The sequence below is a fragment of the Mesorhizobium loti genome, from assembly GCA_014189435.1.
GTDB classification, from domain to species: Bacteria; Pseudomonadota; Alphaproteobacteria; order Rhizobiales; family Rhizobiaceae; genus Mesorhizobium; species Mesorhizobium loti_G.
The window spans coordinates 3,296,968-3,318,333 of the sequence record CP050293.1; the positions used below are offsets into that span (position 1 = coordinate 3,296,968).

Below are 21,366 nucleotides of genomic sequence, written 5' to 3' on the forward strand. Positions count from 1 at the left end.
AATTGTGCTGGTACCGCTGCGCGCGAGCGGCAAGCCTGCCTTGATCGCGATCAATGACCGCCCCCGGCGACTGGGCCAACAGTCGGTGGGACGATCAATAAACTCAGGAGATCGCACATGCTGATCCGCACATTATCCGCCCTGGAATGCACGAAATTGCTGACCGCCAACCGTGTCGGCCATCTGGCATGCGCGAAGGATGGGCAGCCCTACGTGGTGCCGGTGCACTATGCGCACGCCGACAATCACCTCTACGCGTTTTCCATGCCCGGCAAGAAGATCGACTGGATGCGTGCCAATCCGCTGGTGTCCGTCCAGGTGGGTGAACGCGGCCAGGGCCGAGGCTGGAAAAGCGTCGTCGTCGATGGCCGTTATGAGGAACTGCCGGACCGGATTGGTCACAAGCTCGAGCGCGACCATGCATGGTCGGTGTTGAGCAAGCATGCTGACTGGTGGGAGCCCGGCGCCCTCAAGCCTGTCATGCCTCCGGTGTCGGACAGCGCACCCCACGTTTTTTTCCGTATCTTGATCGAACAGGTGTCGGGCCGCGAAGCAAGTGAATAGCTGCCGTCACTGCCGCTACCGGCGCTGGACCGGTTCGGGAGGAGCGGCTCTAGGTAGTTTCCCGTAGGGATAAAACCGAATTTCGCGACCCGCGGATTCGCGCGATTGCTGTGTCACGGATCAACCGGGAAGACAGCCATGCACGCCTACACCGCCTCCAGAATTTCGCTGCCGTCACGGTCTGCGCTGCCCAACCTGTCGGAGGCTTTCGAGCCCGCGCCGCTGCAACCACTCGGCTTCTATCCCGCCGGCGCGGAAATCTACGCCCAGGGCGAAAAGGCCGCAGCCTTCTACCAGGTGGAATTCGGCGCCGTCCGCGTCTACCGCCTGCTTGCTGACGGACGCCGGCAGATCAGTGCCTTTCACCTCGCCGGAGAGACGTTCGGTTTCGAAGCCGATTCGACGCACCATTTCTTTGCTGAGGCGATCAATTCCACCGGGGTCCGCGCCTTCCGCCTGACGGCTGGAGCGGATATGTCCCGTCAGCTGCTGCCCCTGGCGCTCAAGGGGTTGACCAGAGCTCAGGAACACCTTCTGGTCCTGGGTCGCCAGAGCGCCATCGAACGCGTCGCCGCGTTCCTCGTCGACATAGCGGAACGGCAGGGCGGATTGCGGCAGGTCGAACTTCCGATGTCTCGCATGGACATCGGCGATTATCTCGGCCTCACCATCGAGACGGTATCGCGGATCTTCACCCGGCTGAAGGACAAGGGCGTCATCCGCCTGCTCAGCCTGCGCAGCATCGAAATCGTCAGGCATGATGCGCTTCATGCGATGAGCGAATGAGCTGCGCTCCGACTCCTGGATGGTTCTAGCACTTCAGACCAATTGACAGCGGGGCACCAAGAGCAAGATAGCAGCGCGGAGGACATCTATTTTTTGCCGCTGGAAGATTGAGGAAACAGTGGGCAAGTCTATCGGCGTTCAGGCTTCGGGAGGAAGGCATGGACCGGCACATGGCCACATTGCATGCGGACCGTATTCAAGCATCGATCGCATCGGATGCCGCTGCAAAATCGGCGCTGGTCGCTTCGTGGCGGCGCTCGGCCTCGTTGCACAGGCTTGATCCTGCAGGGCAGAAGTCACCCCGGCGGTTGACGGACATCGAATTGAGCGTCGCCCGGCAAAAGGTCGAGCCTCTGCTCGCTGCCGCCCAGTCCAGTCTCGACAGGCTCTATCTTGCCGTCGGCGGTGTCGGCTGCTGCGTGTTGCTGGCCGATCGCGATGGTGTGCCGGTCGATCGCCGTGGTGCGCCGGTCGACGACGATACCTTTCATTCCTGGGGCCTGTGGACCGGCTCGGTGTGGAGTGAACACAGCGAGGGCACCAACGGCATCGGAACCTGCCTGGTAGAGCAGCGCGCACTCACCATCCACCGCGACCAGCACTTCTTCACCCGCAACACGCTGCTCAGTTGCACCACGGCGCCAGTCTACGATCATCTGGGCAACCTCGTCGCCGCGCTCGACGTGTCGTCTTGTCGGGCCGACCTGACGGAGGGCTTCGTCAATCTGATCGCCATGGCTGTCAATGAAGCCGCCCGACGTATCGAAGCCGACAATTTCCGCATGGCGTTTCCGAAAGCGCGCATCCTGCTGGCACCGGTCGCCGATAGGAGTACAGGCGCGCTGGTGGCGGTCGATGCCGACGACCTCGTGGTCGGAGCGACCCGTGCCGCGCGGCTGGCGCTTGGCATCACGCAGGATTGCCTGGCCAAGCCATTGCCCGCCGCCGACCTCCTGGGCGACGCGCCGGCGGCATCGGAAGACTTGACGGAAGCCGAGCGTTCCGCCGTCCAGCGCGCGCTTGCCCGGTCAGAGGGCAACGTTTCTGCAGCCGCGCAGAACCTCGGCATCTCTCGCGCCACGCTGCATCGCAAGCTCGCCCGGTTCGGTATCCGCCGCCCACACTGATGTTCGCGCCCCGACCTGTCGCAGTTCTGCGACAGGTCGGCCTGGTCCGGCGCCCGGACGGGGCTGACATTGCTGCATCCATCCTGCAACGCTTTCAACCGGAACGTCCGCATCCCGCGGCGTCGCTTTCGGGAGGAAGACATGAACAAGGTAGAATTTTCGCGCGCGGTGAAGGTCCCCTTTGCCAAGCGCTATGGCAACTTCATCGGCGGCAAATGGGCCGAGCCTCACGCCGGCCGGTACTTTGACAATCATTCGCCGGTGAACGGCCAGCTGCTGTGCGAAGTCGCTCGTTCCGACGCGGCCGATATCGAAGCCGCGCTCGATGCCGCGCATGCCGCCAAGGACGCCTGGGGCCGCACCAGCGTTGCCGAGCGTGCGCTGATCCTCAACCGCATCGCCGATCGCATGGAGGACAATCTGGACCTCCTCGCCCTCGCCGAGACTTGGGACAATGGCAAGCCGATCCGCGAAACGACCGCCGCCGACGTGCCGCTCGCCATTGATCATTTCCGCTATTTCGCCGGCGCACTGCGCAGCCAGGAGGGCAGCCTCTCCCAGATCGACGACGACACCGTTGCCTATCACTTTCACGAGCCTCTCGGCGTGGTTGGCCAGATCATTCCCTGGAACTTCCCGCTGCTGATGGCGTGCTGGAAGCTGGCGCCCGCGATTGCCGCCGGCAACTGCGTGGTGCTGAAGCCGGCCGAGCAGACGCCGGCCTCGATCCTGCTCTGGGCCGATCTGATCGGCGATCTTCTGCCGCCAGGGGTCCTGAACATCGTCAACGGCTTCGGCCTTGAAGCCGGCAAGCCGCTGGCGTCGTCGCCGCGCATCGCCAAGATTGCCTTCACCGGTGAGACGAGCACCGGCCGGCTGATCATGCAATATGCCGGCCAGAACCTCATTCCGGTAACCCTCGAACTCGGCGGCAAGTCACCCAACATCTTCTTCCAGGATGTGCTCGCGGAAGACGACGACTTCTTCGACAAGGCGGTCGAGGGTTTCGTCATGTTCGCGTTCAACCAGGGTGAGGTCTGCACCTGCCCGAGCCGTGCACTGATCCACGAGTCGATCTACGACCGCTTCATGGAGACGGCCCTGAAGCGCGTCCAGGCGATCGTGCAGGGCGATCCGCTCGATCCGGCCACCATGCTCGGCGCGCAGGCGTCCTCGGAGCAGCTCGAAAAGATATTGAGCTACTTCGACATCGGCCGCCAGGAAGGCGCCGAGGTGCTGACCGGCGGCGGGCGCGCCGAACTTCCGGGCGACCTTGCCGGCGGCTATTACGTCCAGCCGACCGTGTTCAAGGGTCACAACAAGATGCGCGTTTTCCAGGAGGAAATCTTTGGACCGGTGGTCTCCGTCACCACCTTCAAGGATGACGAAGAGGCGCTGTCGATCGCCAACGACACCCTCTACGGCCTCGGCGCCGGCATCTGGAGCCGTGATGCAAATTGCTGCTACCGCTTCGGTCGCGCCATCCAGGCGGGCCGCGTCTGGACCAACTGCTACCACGCCTATCCGGCGCACGCCGCGTTCGGCGGTTACAAGCAGTCCGGCATTGGCCGCGAGACCCACAAGATGATGCTCGACCACTATCAGCAGACCAAGAACATGCTGGTCAGCTACAGCCCGAAAAAACTCGGCTTCTTCTGATCGCGCCGGCGGCGCTGTCACAGCGGCGAGGTCAGGTTCGACTTCGCTGCTGTGCAGATGTTCTTTAGCGTTGTGCCGGACGGTCGCAGGTCTAGGAGGCCTCTCGGCCACCTCATCGTAAGAACGGAGATGGAAGAGAAGGAGAACTTTCGTGTGCAGCTGTTGCACACGAGTTCTTATAGCCATTTGATTTCGTCTATTTCATTGGGCGTCGCTTCCTCGATCGCGCCGAACAGGCCATAGCCAGCGTTGTTGACGAGGATATCCAAACCGCCGAAAGCCACTGAGGTTTCCCCTATGGGCCGCAAGCGGACTGGCAGCTTTAAGGCTTGAATCGTCAAAAGTGGACGTTCAGCGTGCGCGAGTTCCGGTGGCCAGGGTCAAGTCTGCTTATGACTTCATCTCGACACGGATACCATGCAGGGTCTTGCTCGAAGCGTTGAGCACGCGACCCGCCGGTTGGGGGGCCATATGCACCACGAGACAGCCTTGGCCGTCCCATGCCTGGACCGCCTGGATGACATCTCGATTGGGCGGCATCATGGTCCCATCCGGCGCGAAGTCGTGGATAGGGCCTTCCACCTGATCGAACACGAATACTGAAGGCCAGCGGTGGTGATGTGTCGGCTCTTCCTCGTCGGGCTTGAGGATTACCTCAAGCACACGTAGCCGGTCATTCTCAAACAATACCTTGTGGTTTGCGGGCGCCGCGATCACGGCGTCAAGCTTGGGGTCCCACTGCAGAGGGTCGGTCTGGTCGATCATGTTGGTGGTCATGGCGTAATCTCCTCTCAGATACACAGGCGGGCATCACGTCGTCGCCACCGGATGAATTGTACCTTGCGCGCAGAACTGCTGCCCGTCCGCCAGTCGCGCATAGTTATGAACGATCTGGTTCTCGTGATCTTGAACCTGCACGACGAAGTTGCCGCCTTGCTCGGTCCAACTCATGATGAAAAGTCCGGGTCGAACGCCGGTCAGATTGCTCTGAACGACCTCGTCGATCTCGGTAGCGCCGATCGTCGCCTGCACCCGCAATTCGGTCGGCGACAGGACCGTCAACCTCGGTACGAACTGTCCGAACGAGCAATCAAAAGTCTTCCCGACGAGCGAGGTCGGGGCACCATTGGTCGTAGTCATCCTAATCCTCCTCGATGATTTTGCGAAATCAGGCACGCTTGGCCGATGTTCGGCGCAGATGCCGAAACCCTGCAATTTTTCAATCTTTGGAGCGCTCCAAATGCAAAATCCAACATTTAAGGCTTAGCGTCAAGAAAAAACTTGGAGCGCTCCAAAAAATTGTCTAACTGAGGGAAATGAATGTTTCCAAAATGCCTACGCTCGCCGATGTCGGCCGGGTCGCGGGAGTCTCCCGCGGTACTGTCTCCAATGTATTCAACCATCCGGACCTAGTGCGGTCCGATCTGCGTCAGCGCGTTGAGGCCGCGGCGCGCCAGCTTGGTTACGATGGCCCCGACCCGAGAGGACGCGTGCTGCGCGACGGCAAGTTCAACGCCATCGGCCTGATCCCCCGGGTGCATACGCTATTGCCGACATGATCAGGAGCCCATATCTGCGGGAGCTGGTGCTTGGCGTTTCGCTTGCTTGTGACGAGGCTGGAGCGACGCTGAGTTTGGTCAATGGTACGGATGAAACGCGCATCTCCACCATTCGCGAGGCCTTGGTTGACGGCTTCATCCTGGGCCACAGCGCGGACATCGAATTGATCGCCTCTTTACGGCGCCGGCGGCTGCCCTTCGTCATCCTCGAAAGCGATGCCGGTCCGGACGTCAATTCGATCCGGATAGACGGCAGGAGCGGGGCTCTGGCGGCCATCAGGCATCTGGCTGCTCTTGGACATCAGCGTTTTGCAATCCTGTCCATTCGGCGCACATCGGGGCCGCCCATCGTCCATTTGCCGGGCAATGCCCCGCGCGCTATCTCTGCCGGTTTTCAACTTGATCACGAGAGACTCTTCGGCTTCGCCCAGGGTTTGGCTGAGCTCGGTCTGTCAATCGACAATGTCCCGATCATCGAGACGACTCCAGGTGAGCCTTCGGCAGGAGCGGTCGTATTCGACCGGGTTCCGCAAGCAACGGCGATCTTGACTATGTCGGACTGGCAGGCAATCACCGTCCTGGACGAAGCGCGTCGGCGCAATATCAAGATACCCGAGCACATGTCGGTCGTCGGCTTCGATGGCACCGCAGAGTCTTCGCGCACCACGCCTCCGCTCACGACAGTGGCCCAAGACATTGTCGGGAAGGGGAGACTTGCCGCCACGACGGTGTTTGCAAACGGCGCCCCGAGCCAGGTGATCATACCGGTCGAGCTCTTGGTCCGCGGCTCGACCACTCGACCGCGGGGTTAGGCCGGGCTATCTCTTACATCGTCGTGACGCAACCGCGACCTCCAGCGTGGTCGCCGTCAACGTCTGCCTTTAGTAGTTAGCAGGACGGGGTTCTACAGCCGCTATGAGGCGCAAAGCGGTCGTCCACGCGGTGGCCGACCGAAGTCGTTTTCGGGTCGACTTCGGACCTAGGCAAAGTTTGCCCAGCGATCTCTGAGACTTCCGCTTGATCTTTCAAATCCCTGAAATCGGGCTCTTGACGCCGCCTGCGGGTCTGGGCACACAGGTGATGCACAAATTGTGGCAGAGCCACTTTGGTAGACTGAATTTCCTAGCGATCTCAATGATCTAGCTGGATGCGGCATTTCTCTGTCCGGGAATCCAGGTTCCCAGCCAGCTATTTAGGCAATACAATCAGGTAGTTAGATGGCATCGCCGCGACACGGTCGTGTTGTATCTAGCCCCGCAGTGCCCAACCTTGCTGTCCGGACGTATCCCAGCCTGCTGCCAGTGCCGCACGACTGCAACACGCGGTGGCATTGCTCCCCTATGGACTTGTGTGACGGCGAACTTGTTTCGCTGGCTGGCACCTACCCCGAGGCGCCCACGACGTGGCGCTCACAGGCTTGTCGGCCGCCGAGGTTGAGGCTGCAGCTTTCGCGCGGATCGCCGAGCAGACGTCCAGGATGAATGCCGAGCTCCAATGCCGGCGATGTCGGTCTACAAACGTGCCCGCCGGTCTTTTACATATGTGGTGGGAAAACTCCAGCCGGCCAGTAGGACCGCTGGGGATACTTTGACTTTCACTTCGACTATTAACTGTTCCGTCAAGTTGGCCATTGACGCTCGCCCTGCGGTAGGGTTAAGAATCTCCTAATATACGGGCTTTCTAAAACTCGTGATCGGTAACCAACGAGTTAAGACGTTGCAGTCGGGGTAGGAACAAGCAGCGCGGCGACCAAAGTCGTCGCTGCCATCATTATCGAGCCACCATCCATCCGTGAATAGCCAGCGCAAGCCGGTTGTTTAATGCGGTGGCTCGTCTGGATGGCGCTGACAATTGATGCCTCCCCGAATTCGCATACCGATCGCGCGGTCATTCTTCGGCTGGAAGCAGCCGGTCGTTCAGTACTGCCGATAAAACAGATGGGGCGTCTGTTCTTAAAAAGGGGGGTTGAAAATGGCTTCTAAAATCGCCGATGCCGGTGGAACCACTGCGTCTTTTTCAAACACGCCGCAGGCGAAGGATGACGTTTTCAATTTAGCCGAGGATACGGTCGTCATCGCCTTCCCGTCTCAATCCATGATCTTGGGAGGTTAGTATGGGTGCGAGTGGCAGCAGCTACGTCGGCGTGGTGACTGATGGGGATGACAAGCTTATCGGCGGGAGCGAGACCGACGTCATCTACGCCGGTGACGGTAATGACTATATTAATGGTGGGTCTGGCGCTGACACCCTGGACGGCGGGAGCGGTATCGACACTCTTCTAGGTGGGTCGGGTGCCGATACTCTGATTTTCCGATCCTATGAGAACCAGTACCGCCTAGGCAGCGCCATATACAACGATGGCGTGCTGCAAACCGGGCAAACGGCGTTCACCGGATATGACAATTATGATGGTGGCAACGGAACCGCAAAAGGCGGTACGGCCGAGATCGACACGCTCAGAATTGTCGTCAGCGTCCAACAGTCTAACGATGCCACATTCATGGCGGCTCTGAACGCTGAGATCGCCTACTTCAAAAATGTCTGGCTTCCGGCCCACGCGAACAAGAACACGGGCCAGGCGGACCAATCCGTCTATGAATTCAAGACGATTAACCTCAAGATCTCGGCGATCGAGAACATCGACCTCAAACACGACGCGACGGTCAGCCTCAGTGCCTCGACGGTGAGCGAGGGGCCGACGGCGGCCTATACGTTCACGGCGACATTGAGCAGTGCCTCGCAAGGCGTCACCACCATCACCACCGACAAGGGCATCATCACCATCGCCAACGGCCAGACCGTTGGTACTCTGGTGATCGCCTCGGGCAATGGCGAGGACGTCTACAGCGACGCCTCGCACCTGACCGCCACCATCACCGGCACCTCGGGCGGCAACTTCGAGAACCTGACGATCGGCACCGCGACGGCGACGGCCAACGTCAACGACACCGTCACCAACGCGACGGTCAACCTGAGCGCCTCGACGGTCGCCGAGGGGGCGGTCGCCAACTACGTGTTCACGGCGACGCTGTCGGACGCCTCGCACGGCGTCACCACCATCACCACCGACCGGGGCATCATCACCATCGCCAACGGCCAGACCGTTGGTACTCTGGTGATCGCGTCGGGCAATGGCGAAGACGTCTACAGCGACGCCTCGCACCTGACCGCCACCATCACCGGCACCTCGGGCGGCAACTTCGAGAACCTGGTGGTCGGCACCGCGACGGCGACGGCCAACGTCAACGACACCGCCACCGACGCGACGGTCGACCTCAGCGCCTCGACGGTGAACGAGGGAGCGGTCGCCAACTACACCTTCACGGCGACATTGAGCAGTGCCTCGCACGGCGTCACCACCATCACCACCGACCAGGGCATCATCACCATCGCCAACGGCCAGACCGTTGGTACTCTGGTGATCGCCTCGGGCAATGGCGAGGACGTCTACAGCGACGCCTCGCACCTCACCGCCACCATCACCGGCACCTCGGGCGGCAACTTCGAGAACCTGGTGGTCGGCACGGCGAGCGCCACGGCCAACGTCAACGACACCGTCACCAACGCGACGGTCAACCTCAGCGCCTCGACGGTCGCCGAGGGGCCGACGGCAGCCTACGTGTTCACGGCGACATTGAGCAGTGCCTCGCAAGGCATCACCACCATCCACACCGACCAGGGCGACATCACCATCGCCAACGGCCAGACCACCGGCACGCTGACGATCGCCTCGGGCAATGGCGAAGACGTCTACAACGACGCCTCGCACCTCACCGTCACCATCACCGGCACCTCGGGCGGCAACTTCGAGAACCTGGTGGTCGGCACCGCGAGCGCCACGGCCAACGTCAACGACACCATCACCGCCACGACGGTCGACCTCAGCGCCTCGACGGTGAACGAGAATGCCGCCGACACCAGCTATGTGTTCACGGCGACGCTGTCGCATGCGGCCGGGACCGATGTAACGATCACCACCGACCAGGGCGACATCACGATCTTGGCTGGCGCCACCACCGGCACGCTGACGATCGCCTCGGGCAATGGCGAAGACGTCTACAGCGACGCCTCGCACCTCACCGCCACCATCACCGGCACCTCGGGCGGCAACTTCGAGAACCTGGTGGTCGGCACCGCGAGCGCCACGGCCAACGTCAACGACACCATCACCGCCACGACGGTCGACCTGAGCGCTTCGACGGTGAACGAGAATGCCGCCGACACCAGCTATGTGTTCACGGCGACGCTGTCGCATGCGGCCGGGACCGATGTCACCATCACCACCGACCAGGGCGACATCACGATCCTGGCTGGCGCGACCACCGGCACGCTGACGATCGCCTCGGGCAATGGCGAGGACGTCTACAACGACGCCTCGCACCTCACCGCCACCATCACCGCCACCTCGGGCGGCAATTTTGAGAACCTGACGATCGGCACGGCGAGCGCCACGGCCAACGTCAACGACACCATCACCGCCACGACGGTCGACCTGAGCGCTTCGACAGTGCTCGAGAATGCCGCCGACACCAGCTATGTGTTCACGGCGACGCTGTCGCACGCGGCCGGGACCGATGTCACCATCACCACCGACCAGGGCGACATCACGATCCTGGCTGGCGCCACCACCGGCACGCTGACGATCGCCTCGGGCAATGGCGAGGACGTCTACAACGACGCCACCAGCCTGACCGCCACCATCACCGGCACCTCGGGCGGCAACTTCGAGAACCTGACGATCGGCACCGCGACGGCGACGGCCAACGTCAACGACACCATCACCGACGCGACGGTCGACCTGAGCGCTTCGACAGTGCTCGAGAATGCCGCCGACACCAGCTATGTGTTCACGGCGACGCTGTCGCATGCGGCCGGGACCGATGTCACCATCACCACCGACCAGGGCGACATCACGATCCTGGCTGGCGCCACCACCGGCACGCTGACGATCGCCTCGGGCAATGGCGAGGACGTCTACAACGACGCCTCGCACCTCACCGCCACCATCACCGGCACCTCGGGCGGCAATTTTGAGAACCTGACGATCGGCACGGCGAGCGCCACGGCCAACGTCAACGACACCATCACCGCCACGACGGTCGACCTGAGCGCTTCGACAGTGCTCGAGAATGCCGCCGACACCAGCTATGTGTTCACGGCGACGCTGTCGCACGCGGCCGGGACCGATGTCACCATCACCACCGACCAGGGCGACATCACGATCTTGGCTGGCGCCACCACCGGCACGCTGACGATCGCCTCGGGCAATGGCGAGGACGTCTACAACGACGCCTCGCACCTCACCGCCACCATCACCGCCACCTCGGGCGGCAACTTCGAGAACCTGACGATCGGCACGGCGAGCGCCACGGCCAACGTCAACGACACCATCACCGACGCGACGGTCGACCTCAGCGCCTCGACGGTGAACGAGAATGCCGCCGACACGAGCTATGTGTTCACGGCGACGCTGTCGCATGCGGCCGGGACCGATGTAACGATCACCACCGACCAGGGCGACATCACGATCTTGGCTGGCGCGACCACCGGCACGCTGACGATCGCCTCGGGCAATGGCGAAGACGTCTACAGCGACGCCTCGCACCTGACCGCTACCATCACCGGCACCTCGGGCGGCAACTTCGAGAACCTGGTGGTCGGCACCGCGAGCGCCACGGCCAACGTCAACGACACCATCACCGCCACGACGGTCGACCTCAGCGCCTCGACGGTGAACGAGGGAGCGGTCGCCAACTACACCTTCACGGCGACATTGAGCAGTGCCTCGCAAGGCATCACCACCATCCACACCGACCAGGGCGACATCACGATCCTGGCTGGCGCCACCACCGGCACGCTGACGATCGCCTCGGGCAATGGCGAGGACGTCTACAACGACGCCTCGCACCTCACCGCCACCATCACCGCCACCTCGGGCGGCAACTTTGAGAACCTGACGATCGGCACGGCGAGCGCCACGGCCAACGTCAACGACACCATCACCGCCACGACGGTCGACCTGAGCGCTTCGACAGTGCTCGAGAATGCCGCCGACACCAGCTATGTGTTCACGGCGACGCTGTCGCACGCGGCCGGGACCGATGTCACCATCACCACCGACCAGGGCGACATCACGATCCTGGCTGGCGCCACCACCGGCACGCTGACGATCGCCTCGGGCAATGGCGAGGACGTCTACAACGACGCCTCGCACCTCACCGCCACCATCACCGCCACCTCGGGCGGCAACTTTGAGAACCTGACGATCGGCACCGCGAGCGCCACGGCCAACGTCAACGACACCATCACCGCCACGACGGTCGACCTGAGCGCTTCGACGGTGAACGAGAATGCCGCCGACACCAGCTATGTGTTCACGGCGACGCTGTCGCATGCGGCCGGGACCGATGTAACGATCACCACCGACCAGGGCGACATCACGATCCTGGCTGGCGCCACCACCGGCACGCTGACGATCGCCTCGGGCAATGGCGAGGACGTCTACAACGACGCCTCGCACCTCACCGCCACCATCACCGCCACCTCGGGCGGCAACTTTGAGAACCTGACGATCGGCACCGCGAGCGCCACGGCCAACGTCAACGACACCATCACCGCCACGACGGTCGACCTGAGCGCTTCGACAGTGCTCGAGAATGCCGCCGACACCAGCTATGTGTTCACGGCGACGCTGTCGCATGCGGCCGGGACCGATGTAACGATCACCACCGACCAGGGCGACATCGCGATCCTGGCTGGCGCGACCACCGGCACGCTGACGATCGCCTCGGGCAATGGCGAAGACGTCTACAGCGACGCCTCGCACCTCACCGCCACCATCACCGGCACCTCGGGCGGCAACTTCGAGAACCTGGTGGTCGGCACCGCGAGCGCCACGGCCAACGTCAACGACACCATCACCGCCACGACGGTCGACCTGAGCGCTTCGACGGTGAACGAGAATGCCGCCGACACCAGCTATGTGTTCACGGCGACGCTGTCGCATGCGGCCGGGACCGATGTAACGATCACCACCGACCAGGGCGACATCACGATCCTGGCTGGCGCCACCACCGGCACGCTGACGATCGCCTCGGGCAATGGCGAAGACGTCTACAACGACGCCTCGCACCTCACCGCCACCATCACCGGCACCTCGGGCGGCAACTTCGAGAACCTGGTGGTCGGCACCGCGAGCGCCACGGCCAACGTCAACGACACCATCACCGCCACGACGGTCGACCTGAGCGCTTCGACGGTGAACGAGAATGCCGCCGACACCAGCTATGTGTTCACGGCGACGCTGTCGCATGCGGCCGGGACCGATGTCACCATCACCACCGACCAGGGCGACATCACGATCCTGGCTGGCGCGACCACCGGCACGCTGACGATCGCCTCGGGCAATGGCGAAGACGTCTACAGCGACGCCTCGCACCTGACCGCCACCATCACCGGCACCTCGGGCGGCAACTTCGAGAACCTGGTGGTCGGCACCGCGAGCGCCACGGCCAACGTCAACGACACCATCACCGCCACGACGGTCGACCTGAGCGCTTCGACGGTGAACGAGAATGCCGCCGACACCAGCTATGTGTTCACGGCGACGCTGTCGCATGCGGCCGGGACCGATGTAACGATCACCACCGACCAGGGCGACATCACGATCCTGGCTGGCGCGACCACCGGCACGCTGACGATCGCCTCGGGCAATGGCGAAGACGTCTACAGCGACGCCTCGCACCTGACCGCCACCATCACCGGCACCTCGGGCGGCAACTTCGAGAACCTGGTGGTCGGCACCGCGAGCGCCACGGCCAACGTCAACGACACCATCACCGCCACGACGGTCGACCTGAGCGCTTCGACGGTGAACGAGAATGCCGCCGACACCAGCTATGTGTTCACGGCGACGCTGTCGCATGCGGCCGGGACCGATGTAACGATCACCACCGACCAGGGCGACATCACGATCCTGGCTGGCGCCACCACCGGCACGCTGACGATCGCCTCGGGCAATGGCGAAGACGTCTACAGCGACGCCTCGCACCTCACCGCCACCATCACCGCCACCTCGGGCGGCAACTTCGAGAACCTGGTGGTCGGCACCGCGAGCGCCACGGCCAACGTCAACGACACCATCACCGCCACGACGGTCGACCTGAGCGCTTCGACAGTGCTCGAGAATGCCGCCGACACCAGCTATGTGTTCACGGCGACGCTGTCGCATGCGGCCGGGACCGATGTCACCATCACCACCGACCAGGGCGACATCACGATCCTGGCTGGCGCGACCACCGGCACGCTGACGATCGCCTCGGGCAATGGCGAGGACGTCTACAACGACGCCTCGCACCTCACCGCCACCATCACCGGCACCTCGGGCGGCAATTTTGAGAACCTGACGATCGGCACCGCGAGCGCCACGGCCAACGTCAACGACACCATCACCGCCACGACGGTCGACCTGAGCGCTTCGACGGTGAACGAGAATGCCGCCGACACCAGCTATGTGTTCACGGCGACGCTGTCGCATGCGGCCGGGACCGATGTAACGATCACCACCGACCAGGGCGACATCACGATCCTGGCTGGCGCGACCACCGGCACGCTGGTGATCGCCTCGGGCAATGGCGAGGACGTCTACAACGACGCCTCGCACCTCACCGCCACCATCACCGGCACCTCGGGCGGCAACTTCGAGAACCTGACGATCGGCACGGCGAGCGCCACGGCCAACGTCAACGACACCATCACCGCCACGACGGTCGACCTCAGCGCTTCGACGGTGAACGAGAATGCCGCCGACACCAGCTATGTGTTCACGGCGACGCTGTCGCATGCGGCCGGGACCGATGTCACCATCACCACCGACCAGGGCGACATCACGATCCTGGCTGGCGCCACCACCGGCACGCTGACAATCGCCTCGGGCAATGGCGAAGACGTCTACAACGACGCCTCGCACCTGACCGCCACCATCACCGGCACCTCGGGCGGCAACTTCGAGAATCTGGTGGTCGGCACCGCGACGGCGACGGCCAACGTCAACGACACCGTCACCAACGCGACGGTCGACCTGAGCGCTTCGACAGTGCTCGAGAATGCCGCCGACACCAGCTATGTGTTCACGGCGACGCTGTCGCACGCGGCCGGGACCGATGTCACCATCACCACCGACCAGGGCGACATCACGATCCTGGCTGGCGCCACCACCGGCACGCTGACGATCGCCTCGGGCAATGGCGAGGACGTCTACAACGACGCCACGCACCTCACCGCCACCATCACCGGCACCTCGGGCGGCAACTTCGAGAACCTGGTGGTCGGCACCGCGAGCGCCACGGCCAACGTCAACGACACCGTCACCAACGCGACGGTCAACCTCAGCGCCTCGACGGTCGCCGAGGGGGCGGTCGCCAACTACACCTTCACGGCGACATTGAGCAGTGCCTCGCAAGGCATCACCACCATCCACACCGACCAGGGCGACATCACCATCGCCAACGGCCAGACCGTTGGTACTCTGGTGATCGCCTCGGGCAATGGCGAAGACGTCTACAGCGACGCCTCGCACCTCACCGCCACCATCACCGGCACCTCGGGCGGCAACTTCGAGAACCTGGTGGTCGGCACCGCGAGCGCCACGGCCAACGTCAACGACACCGCCACCGACGCGACGGTCGACCTCAGCGCCTCGACGGTGAACGAGGGAGCGGTCGCCAACTACACCTTCACGGCGACATTGAGCAGTGCCTCGCAAGGCATCACCACGATCCACACCGACCAGGGCGACATCACCATCGCCAACGGCCAGACCGTTGGTACTCTGGTGATCGCCTCGGGCAATGGCGAGGACGTCTACAACGACGCCTCGCACCTCACCGCCACCATCACCGGCACCTCGGGCGGCAACTTCGAGAACCTGGTGGTCGGCACCGCGAGCGCCACGGCCAACGTCAACGACACCATCACCGCCACGACGGTCGACCTGAGCGCTTCGACAGTGCTCGAGAATGCCGCCGACACGAGCTATGTGTTCACGGCGACGCTGTCGCATGCGGCCGGGACCGATGTCACCATCACCACCGACCAGGGCGACATCACGATCCTGGCTGGCGCGACCACCGGCACGCTGACGATCGCCTCGGGCAATGGCGAAGACGTCTACAGCGACGCCTCGCACCTCACCGCCACCATCACCGGCACCTCGGGCGGCAACTTCGAGAACCTGGTGGTCGGCACCGCGAGCGCCACGGCCAACGTCAACGACACCATCACCGCCACGACGGTCGACCTGAGCGCTTCGACGGTGAACGAGAATGCCGCCGACACCAGCTATGTGTTCACGGCGACGCTGTCGCATGCGGCCGGGACCGATGTCACCATCACCACCGACCAGGGCGACATCACGATCCTGGCTGGCGCGACCACCGGCACGCTGACGATCGCCTCGGGCAATGGCGAAGACGTCTACAACGACGCCTCGCACCTCACCGCCACCATCACCGGCACCTCGGGCGGCAATTTTGAGAACCTGACGATCGGCACGGCGAGCGCCACGGCCAACGTCAACGACACCATCACCGCCACGACGGTCGACCTGAGCGCTTCGACAGTGCTCGAGAATGCCGCCGACACCAGCTATGTGTTCACGGCGACGCTGTCGCACGCGGCCGGGACCGATGTCACCATCACCACCGACCAGGGCGACATCACGATCTTGGCTGGCGCGACCACCGGCACGCTGGTGATCGCCTCGGGCAATGGCGAAGACGTCTACAGCGACGCCTCGCACCTCACCGCCACCATCACCGGCACCTCGGGCGGCAACTTCGAGAACCTGACGATCGGCACCGCGACGGCGACGGCCAACGTCAACGACACCATCACCGCCACGACGGTCGACCTGAGCGCTTCGACAGTGCTCGAGAATGCCGCCGACACCAGCTATGTGTTCACGGCGACGCTGTCGCACGCGGCCGGGACCGATGTCACCATCACCACCGACCAGGGCGACATCACGATCCTGGCTGGCGCCACCACCGGCACGCTGACGATCGCCTCGGGCAATGGCGAGGACGTCTACAGCGACGCCTCGCACCTCACCGCCACCATCACCGCCACCTCGGGCGGCAACTTTGAGAACCTGACGATCGGCACGGCGAGCGCCACGGCCAACGTCAACGACACCGCCACCGACGCGACGGTCGACCTGAGCGCTTCGACAGTGCTCGAGAATGCCGCCGACACCAGCTATGTGTTCACGGCGACGCTGTCGCATGCGGCCGGGACCGATGTCACCATCACCACCGACCAGGGCGACATCACGATCCTGGCTGGCGCGACCACCGGCACGCTGACGATCGCCTCGGGCAATGGCGAAGACGTCTACAGCGACGCCTCGCACCTCACCGCCACCATCACCGGCACCTCGGGCGGCAACTTCGAGAACCTGGTGGTCGGCACCGCGAGCGCCACGGCCAACGTCAACGACACCATCACCGCCACGACGGTCGACCTGAGCGCTTCGACGGTGAACGAGAATGCCGCCGACACCAGCTATGTGTTCACGGCGACGCTGTCGCATGCGGCCGGGACCGATGTCACCATCACCACCGACCAGGGCGACATCACGATCCTGGCTGGCGCGACCACCGGCACGCTGACGATCGCCTCGGGCAATGGCGAGGACGTCTACAACGACGCCTCGCACCTGACCGCCACCATCACCGGCACCTCGGGCGGCAACTTCGAGAACCTGGTGGTCGGCACCGCGAGCGCCACGGCCAACGTCAACGACACCATCACCGCCACGACGGTCGACCTGAGCGCTTCGACAGTGCTCGAGAATGCCGCCGACACGAGCTATGTGTTCACGGCGACGCTGTCGCATGCGGCCGGGACCGATGTCACCATCACCACCGACCAGGGCGACATCACGATCCTGGCTGGCGCGACCACCGGCACGCTGACGATCGCCTCGGGCAATGGCGAGGACGTCTACAACGACGCCTCGCACCTCACCGCCACCATCACCGGCACCTCGGGCGGCAACTTCGAGAACCTGACGATCGGCACGGCGAGCGCCACGGCCAACGTCAACGACACCATCACCGACGCGACGGTCGACCTGAGCACGTCCGACGTCACAGATCACGATGCCAACGTCACCTTCACGGCGACGCTATCGGACGCCTCGCATGGCGTCACCACGATCCACACCGACCAGGGCGACATCACCATCGCCAACGGCCAGACGGTTGGTACTCTGGTGATTGCAACCCCCAACGCATCAAGCCTGACCGCCGCCATCACCGGCACCTCGGGCGGCAACTTCGAACACCTGGTGGTTGGCACCGGCACGGCGACAGCGCAGATCATCGACGCAACTGCGCCGACGGTGCTCGTGAACATCGTCGCCACGTCGCTCAGTGACGGCACCCCCAGCTCGAATGTGACTTTCACCTTCAGTGAGGCACCGGTCGGCTTTGACGCCAGCGATCTGACGATGGCGGGTGGGACACTGGGTCCGATCACGCAGGACACCGCGACCACTTACCACGCTACCTTCACGGCGACCGACGGGGTTTCCGCGACCGGGTCAGTGTCAGTGGCGGCCGGCAGCTACACCGACGCAGCCGGCAACACTGGTAGTGCTGGCTCCGACACCGTTGCGATCGACAGGCTCAACCCGACCGTCGGGGTCAACATCGTGGCGGCTTCGCTCAGCGACGGCACCCCCAGCTCGAATGTGACTTTCACCTTCAGTGAGGCACCGGTCGGCTTTGACGCCAGCGATCTGACGATGGCGGGTGGGACACTGGGTCCGATCACGCAGGACACCGCGACCACTTACCACGCTACCTTCACGGCGACCGACGGGGTTTCCGCGACCGGGTCAGTGTCAGTGGCGGCCGGCAGCTACACCGACGCAGCCGGCAACACTGGTAGTGCTGGCTCCGACACCGTTGCGATCGACAGGCTCAACCCGACCGTCGGGGTCAACATCGTGGCGGCTTCGCTCAGCGACGGCACCCCCAGCTCGAATGTGACTTTCACCTTCAGTGAGCCACCGGTCGGCTTTGACGCCAGCGATCTGACGGTGGCGGGTGGGACACTGGGTCCGATCACGCAGGACACCGCGACCACTTACCACGCTACCTTCACGGCGACCGACGGGATTTCCGCGACCGGGTCAGTGTCAGTGGCGGCCGGCAGCTACACCGACGCAGCCGGCAACACTGGTAGTGCTGGCTCCGACACCGTTGCGATCGACAGGCTCAACCCGACCGTCGGGGTCAACATCGTGGCGGCTTCGCTCAGCGACGGCACCCCCAGCTCGAATGTGACTTTCACCTTCAGTGAGGCACCGGTCGGCTTTGACGCCAGCGATCTGACGATGGCGGGTGGGACACTGGGTCCGATCACGCAGGACACCGCGACCACTTACCACGCTACCTTCACGGCGACCGACGGGATTTCCGCGACCGGGTCAGTGTCAGTGGCGGCCGGCAGCTACACCGACGCAGCCGGCAACACTGGTAGTGCTGGCTCCGACACCGTTGCGATCGACAGGCTCAACCCGACCGTCGGGGTCAACATCGTGGCGGCTTCGCTCAGCGACGGCACCCCCAGCTCGAATGTGACTTTCACCTTCAGTGAGGCACCGGTCGGCTTTGACGCCAGCGATCTGACGATGGCGGGTGGGACACTGGGTCCGATCACGCAGGACACCGCGACCACTTACCACGCCACCTTCACGGCGACAGACGGGATTTCCGCGACCGGGTCAGTGTCAGTGACGGCTGGCAGCTACACTGACGCCGCCGGCAACACCGGTAGTGCTGGCTCCGACACCGTTGCGATCGACCGGGAGAATCCGACATTTACGGCATGGACTTACGAGACATCCGGCGGATCGGGCAAAAGGATTGTGGTGACAGGCGTTTCCGACGCGGTCTCCAGCTTTACCATTACCGATGCCGGAACACCGCTCACCTGGGGTTCGATAGTCAAGATCGGTACCACCTGGACCTTTACAGATATCGCAAATGGGGCGCAGCTCCAACACCACACGTTGACCGTAACTGCTACGGATCCAGCCGGGAACACGTTCTCGATGACGCATGAAGCGCCCGCCGGCACCTCCGGCGAGCCCATCAATCTCGCCTTGACCGACCCCTCGCATGAGGGCGCGCTCATCACGGTCACGGTGAAGGACGTGCCTTCGGGCTGGACCATCGACGGCGCGACGCACAACGCCGACGGAACCTGGACGACACAGACCAACGACCTACAAGCCCTGACGGTCACCACGCCGTCAGAATTCACCGGTGCAGCAGTGCTTGATGTCTCGATGACCTGGATCAACGCGGACGGCACGACGGGAAGCATGTCGGTTGCCGACAATGTCGAGGCCTATACCCAGGGCTCGCCGATCTTCGCCTGGTCCGGTGACGACGTGCTGACCGGATCGAGCGGCAACGATCTCTTTGTCTTCTCGCAGCCGATCGGCTTCGACACGGTGCATAATTTCGACGCCGCGGCTGACCAGATCGACCTTATCGGCTACAATGGATTGGCAAGCTTCTCCGATCTCCAGACGCACATAGCCGACGATGCCAACGGCAACGCGGTGATCGCGCTCGGCGACGGGCAGTCGATCACACTGGATGGCGTGCACTCAGGCGCGCTGACGGCAAGCAATTTCGTCTTCGACCAGACACCGGTGGTCAACAATCCAGGGACCATGACGATCGGCGACGGCGCCTTGCTGCCGCTGAGCGGCACGATCAACAATAGCGGCCTTATCTCGCTGGACTCGAGCGGCGGTGAAACGCTGCTGCAAATCATCCAGCATGGCGTGACCCTGCAGGGTGGCGGGCAGGTCCTGCTGTCCGACAGCGCCGCCAACATGATCTCCGGCACGGGGCCGGATGTCACTCTGGTCAATGTCGACAACACGATATCGGGCGCCGGCCAGTTGGGCGGCGGGATGCTGAGCCTCGACAACCAGGGCACCATCATCGCCTCCGGCTCGAATGCGCTGGTCATCGATACCGGGGGCAGCGTCGTCACCAACTCCGGCACACTGGAGGCGACCGGTTCAGGCGGCCTGACGATCACCGGCGGGCTGGCGAATTCCGGCATGCTGTTGGCCAATGGCGGCGACATCGTCATCCATGGCCAGGTTACCGGCGACGGCGATGCCACGATCGGCGATCTGTCGAAGCTCGAATTCGGCGGTGCCTCCTCGACGGACGTCACCTTCGCGCACGATGCGGCCGGCACGCTGCAGCTCGACGATTCCTTCGACTTCAGCGGGCGGATCGGCGGCATCACCAATGACGACAGGCTGGAGCTCGAGGATATCCTGTTCGGTGCGGGAACGACGGCCGTCTATCAGGCAAACCAGGATGGCAGCGGCGGAACGCTGACCGTTTCGGACGGCACCCACGGTACCGCGCTGCATCTGGTCGGCTCCTATGATGCAAACGGCTTCAAGCTCGCCGATGACGGCCAAGGCCATACCGCCGTTTCGTACAATCCGGCGGAGTTCACGCTGACGGGCGTCGGCAATGGAGGAATTTCAAGTGACTTCGTGGTGTGAACCAAAAGGGCCGCCGTCAGCGGCGGCTCACCTGGCCTGACGCGTATCGAGTGGGGTT

The 21,366-nt window shown here is 63.5% G+C and carries 10 protein-coding genes; 8 read left to right on the forward strand and 2 right to left on the reverse strand.

Annotated features, from left to right (window positions below; genetic code table 11):
* Window positions 1–117: 117 nt before the first annotated feature.
* The 4 genes from HB777_16260 to HB777_16275 all read left to right on the forward strand — a co-directional run bounded on the left by HB777_16260 (window position 118) and on the right by HB777_16275 (window position 4,136).
* On the forward strand, window positions 118–564 hold the full coding sequence (locus HB777_16260; protein ID QND65295.1) for a pyridoxamine 5'-phosphate oxidase family protein: 447 nt from the start codon (window positions 118–120) through the stop codon (window positions 562–564).
* 138 nt (window positions 565–702) lie between these two features.
* A complete protein-coding gene (locus HB777_16265) occupies window positions 703–1,350 on the forward strand; it encodes a helix-turn-helix domain-containing protein (protein ID QND65296.1) in 648 nt (215 codons plus the stop codon).
* 158 nt (window positions 1,351–1,508) lie between these two features.
* Window positions 1,509–2,477 (forward strand): sigma-54-dependent Fis family transcriptional regulator, encoded by a 969-nt coding sequence (locus tag HB777_16270; protein QND65297.1) that lies wholly within the window; start codon window positions 1,509–1,511, stop codon window positions 2,475–2,477.
* Between the two features lie 141 nt (window positions 2,478–2,618).
* Window positions 2,619–4,136, forward strand: coding sequence for an aldehyde dehydrogenase family protein (locus tag HB777_16275; GenBank protein ID QND65298.1), 1,518 nt, complete (start codon window positions 2,619–2,621; stop codon window positions 4,134–4,136).
* A 390-nt stretch (window positions 4,137–4,526) separates the two neighbouring features.
* On the opposite strand, the gene HB777_16280 is transcribed toward HB777_16275, so the two are convergent.
* Complete coding sequence (locus tag HB777_16280; GenBank protein QND65299.1) at window positions 4,527–4,913, reverse strand: hypothetical protein; 387 nt, start codon at window positions 4,911–4,913, stop codon at window positions 4,527–4,529.
* A 33-nt stretch (window positions 4,914–4,946) separates the two neighbouring features.
* Complete coding sequence (locus HB777_16285) at window positions 4,947–5,276, reverse strand: hypothetical protein (GenBank protein QND65300.1); 330 nt, start codon at window positions 5,274–5,276, stop codon at window positions 4,947–4,949.
* 191 nt (window positions 5,277–5,467) lie between these two features.
* Here HB777_16285 and HB777_16290 point away from each other — a divergent pair, with 191 nt between their 5' ends.
* The 4 genes from HB777_16290 (at window position 5,468) to HB777_16305 (ending at window position 21,308) form a co-directional block, all read left to right on the forward strand.
* On the forward strand, window positions 5,468–5,695 hold the full coding sequence (locus HB777_16290) for a LacI family transcriptional regulator (GenBank protein QND65301.1): 228 nt from the start codon (window positions 5,468–5,470) through the stop codon (window positions 5,693–5,695).
* Between the two features lie 26 nt (window positions 5,696–5,721).
* A complete protein-coding gene (locus tag HB777_16295) occupies window positions 5,722–6,507 on the forward strand; it encodes a substrate-binding domain-containing protein (GenBank protein QND65302.1) in 786 nt (261 codons plus the stop codon).
* Between the two features lie 1,159 nt (window positions 6,508–7,666).
* A complete protein-coding gene (locus HB777_16300; protein ID QND65303.1) occupies window positions 7,667–7,807 on the forward strand; it encodes a hypothetical protein in 141 nt (46 codons plus the stop codon).
* Window position 7,808: 1 nt separating this feature from the next.
* Entirely contained in the window at window positions 7,809–21,308 is a 13,500-nt protein-coding gene (locus tag HB777_16305) for a hypothetical protein (protein ID QND65304.1), read from the forward strand.
* The last annotated feature ends 58 nt before the right edge of the window (window positions 21,309–21,366 follow it).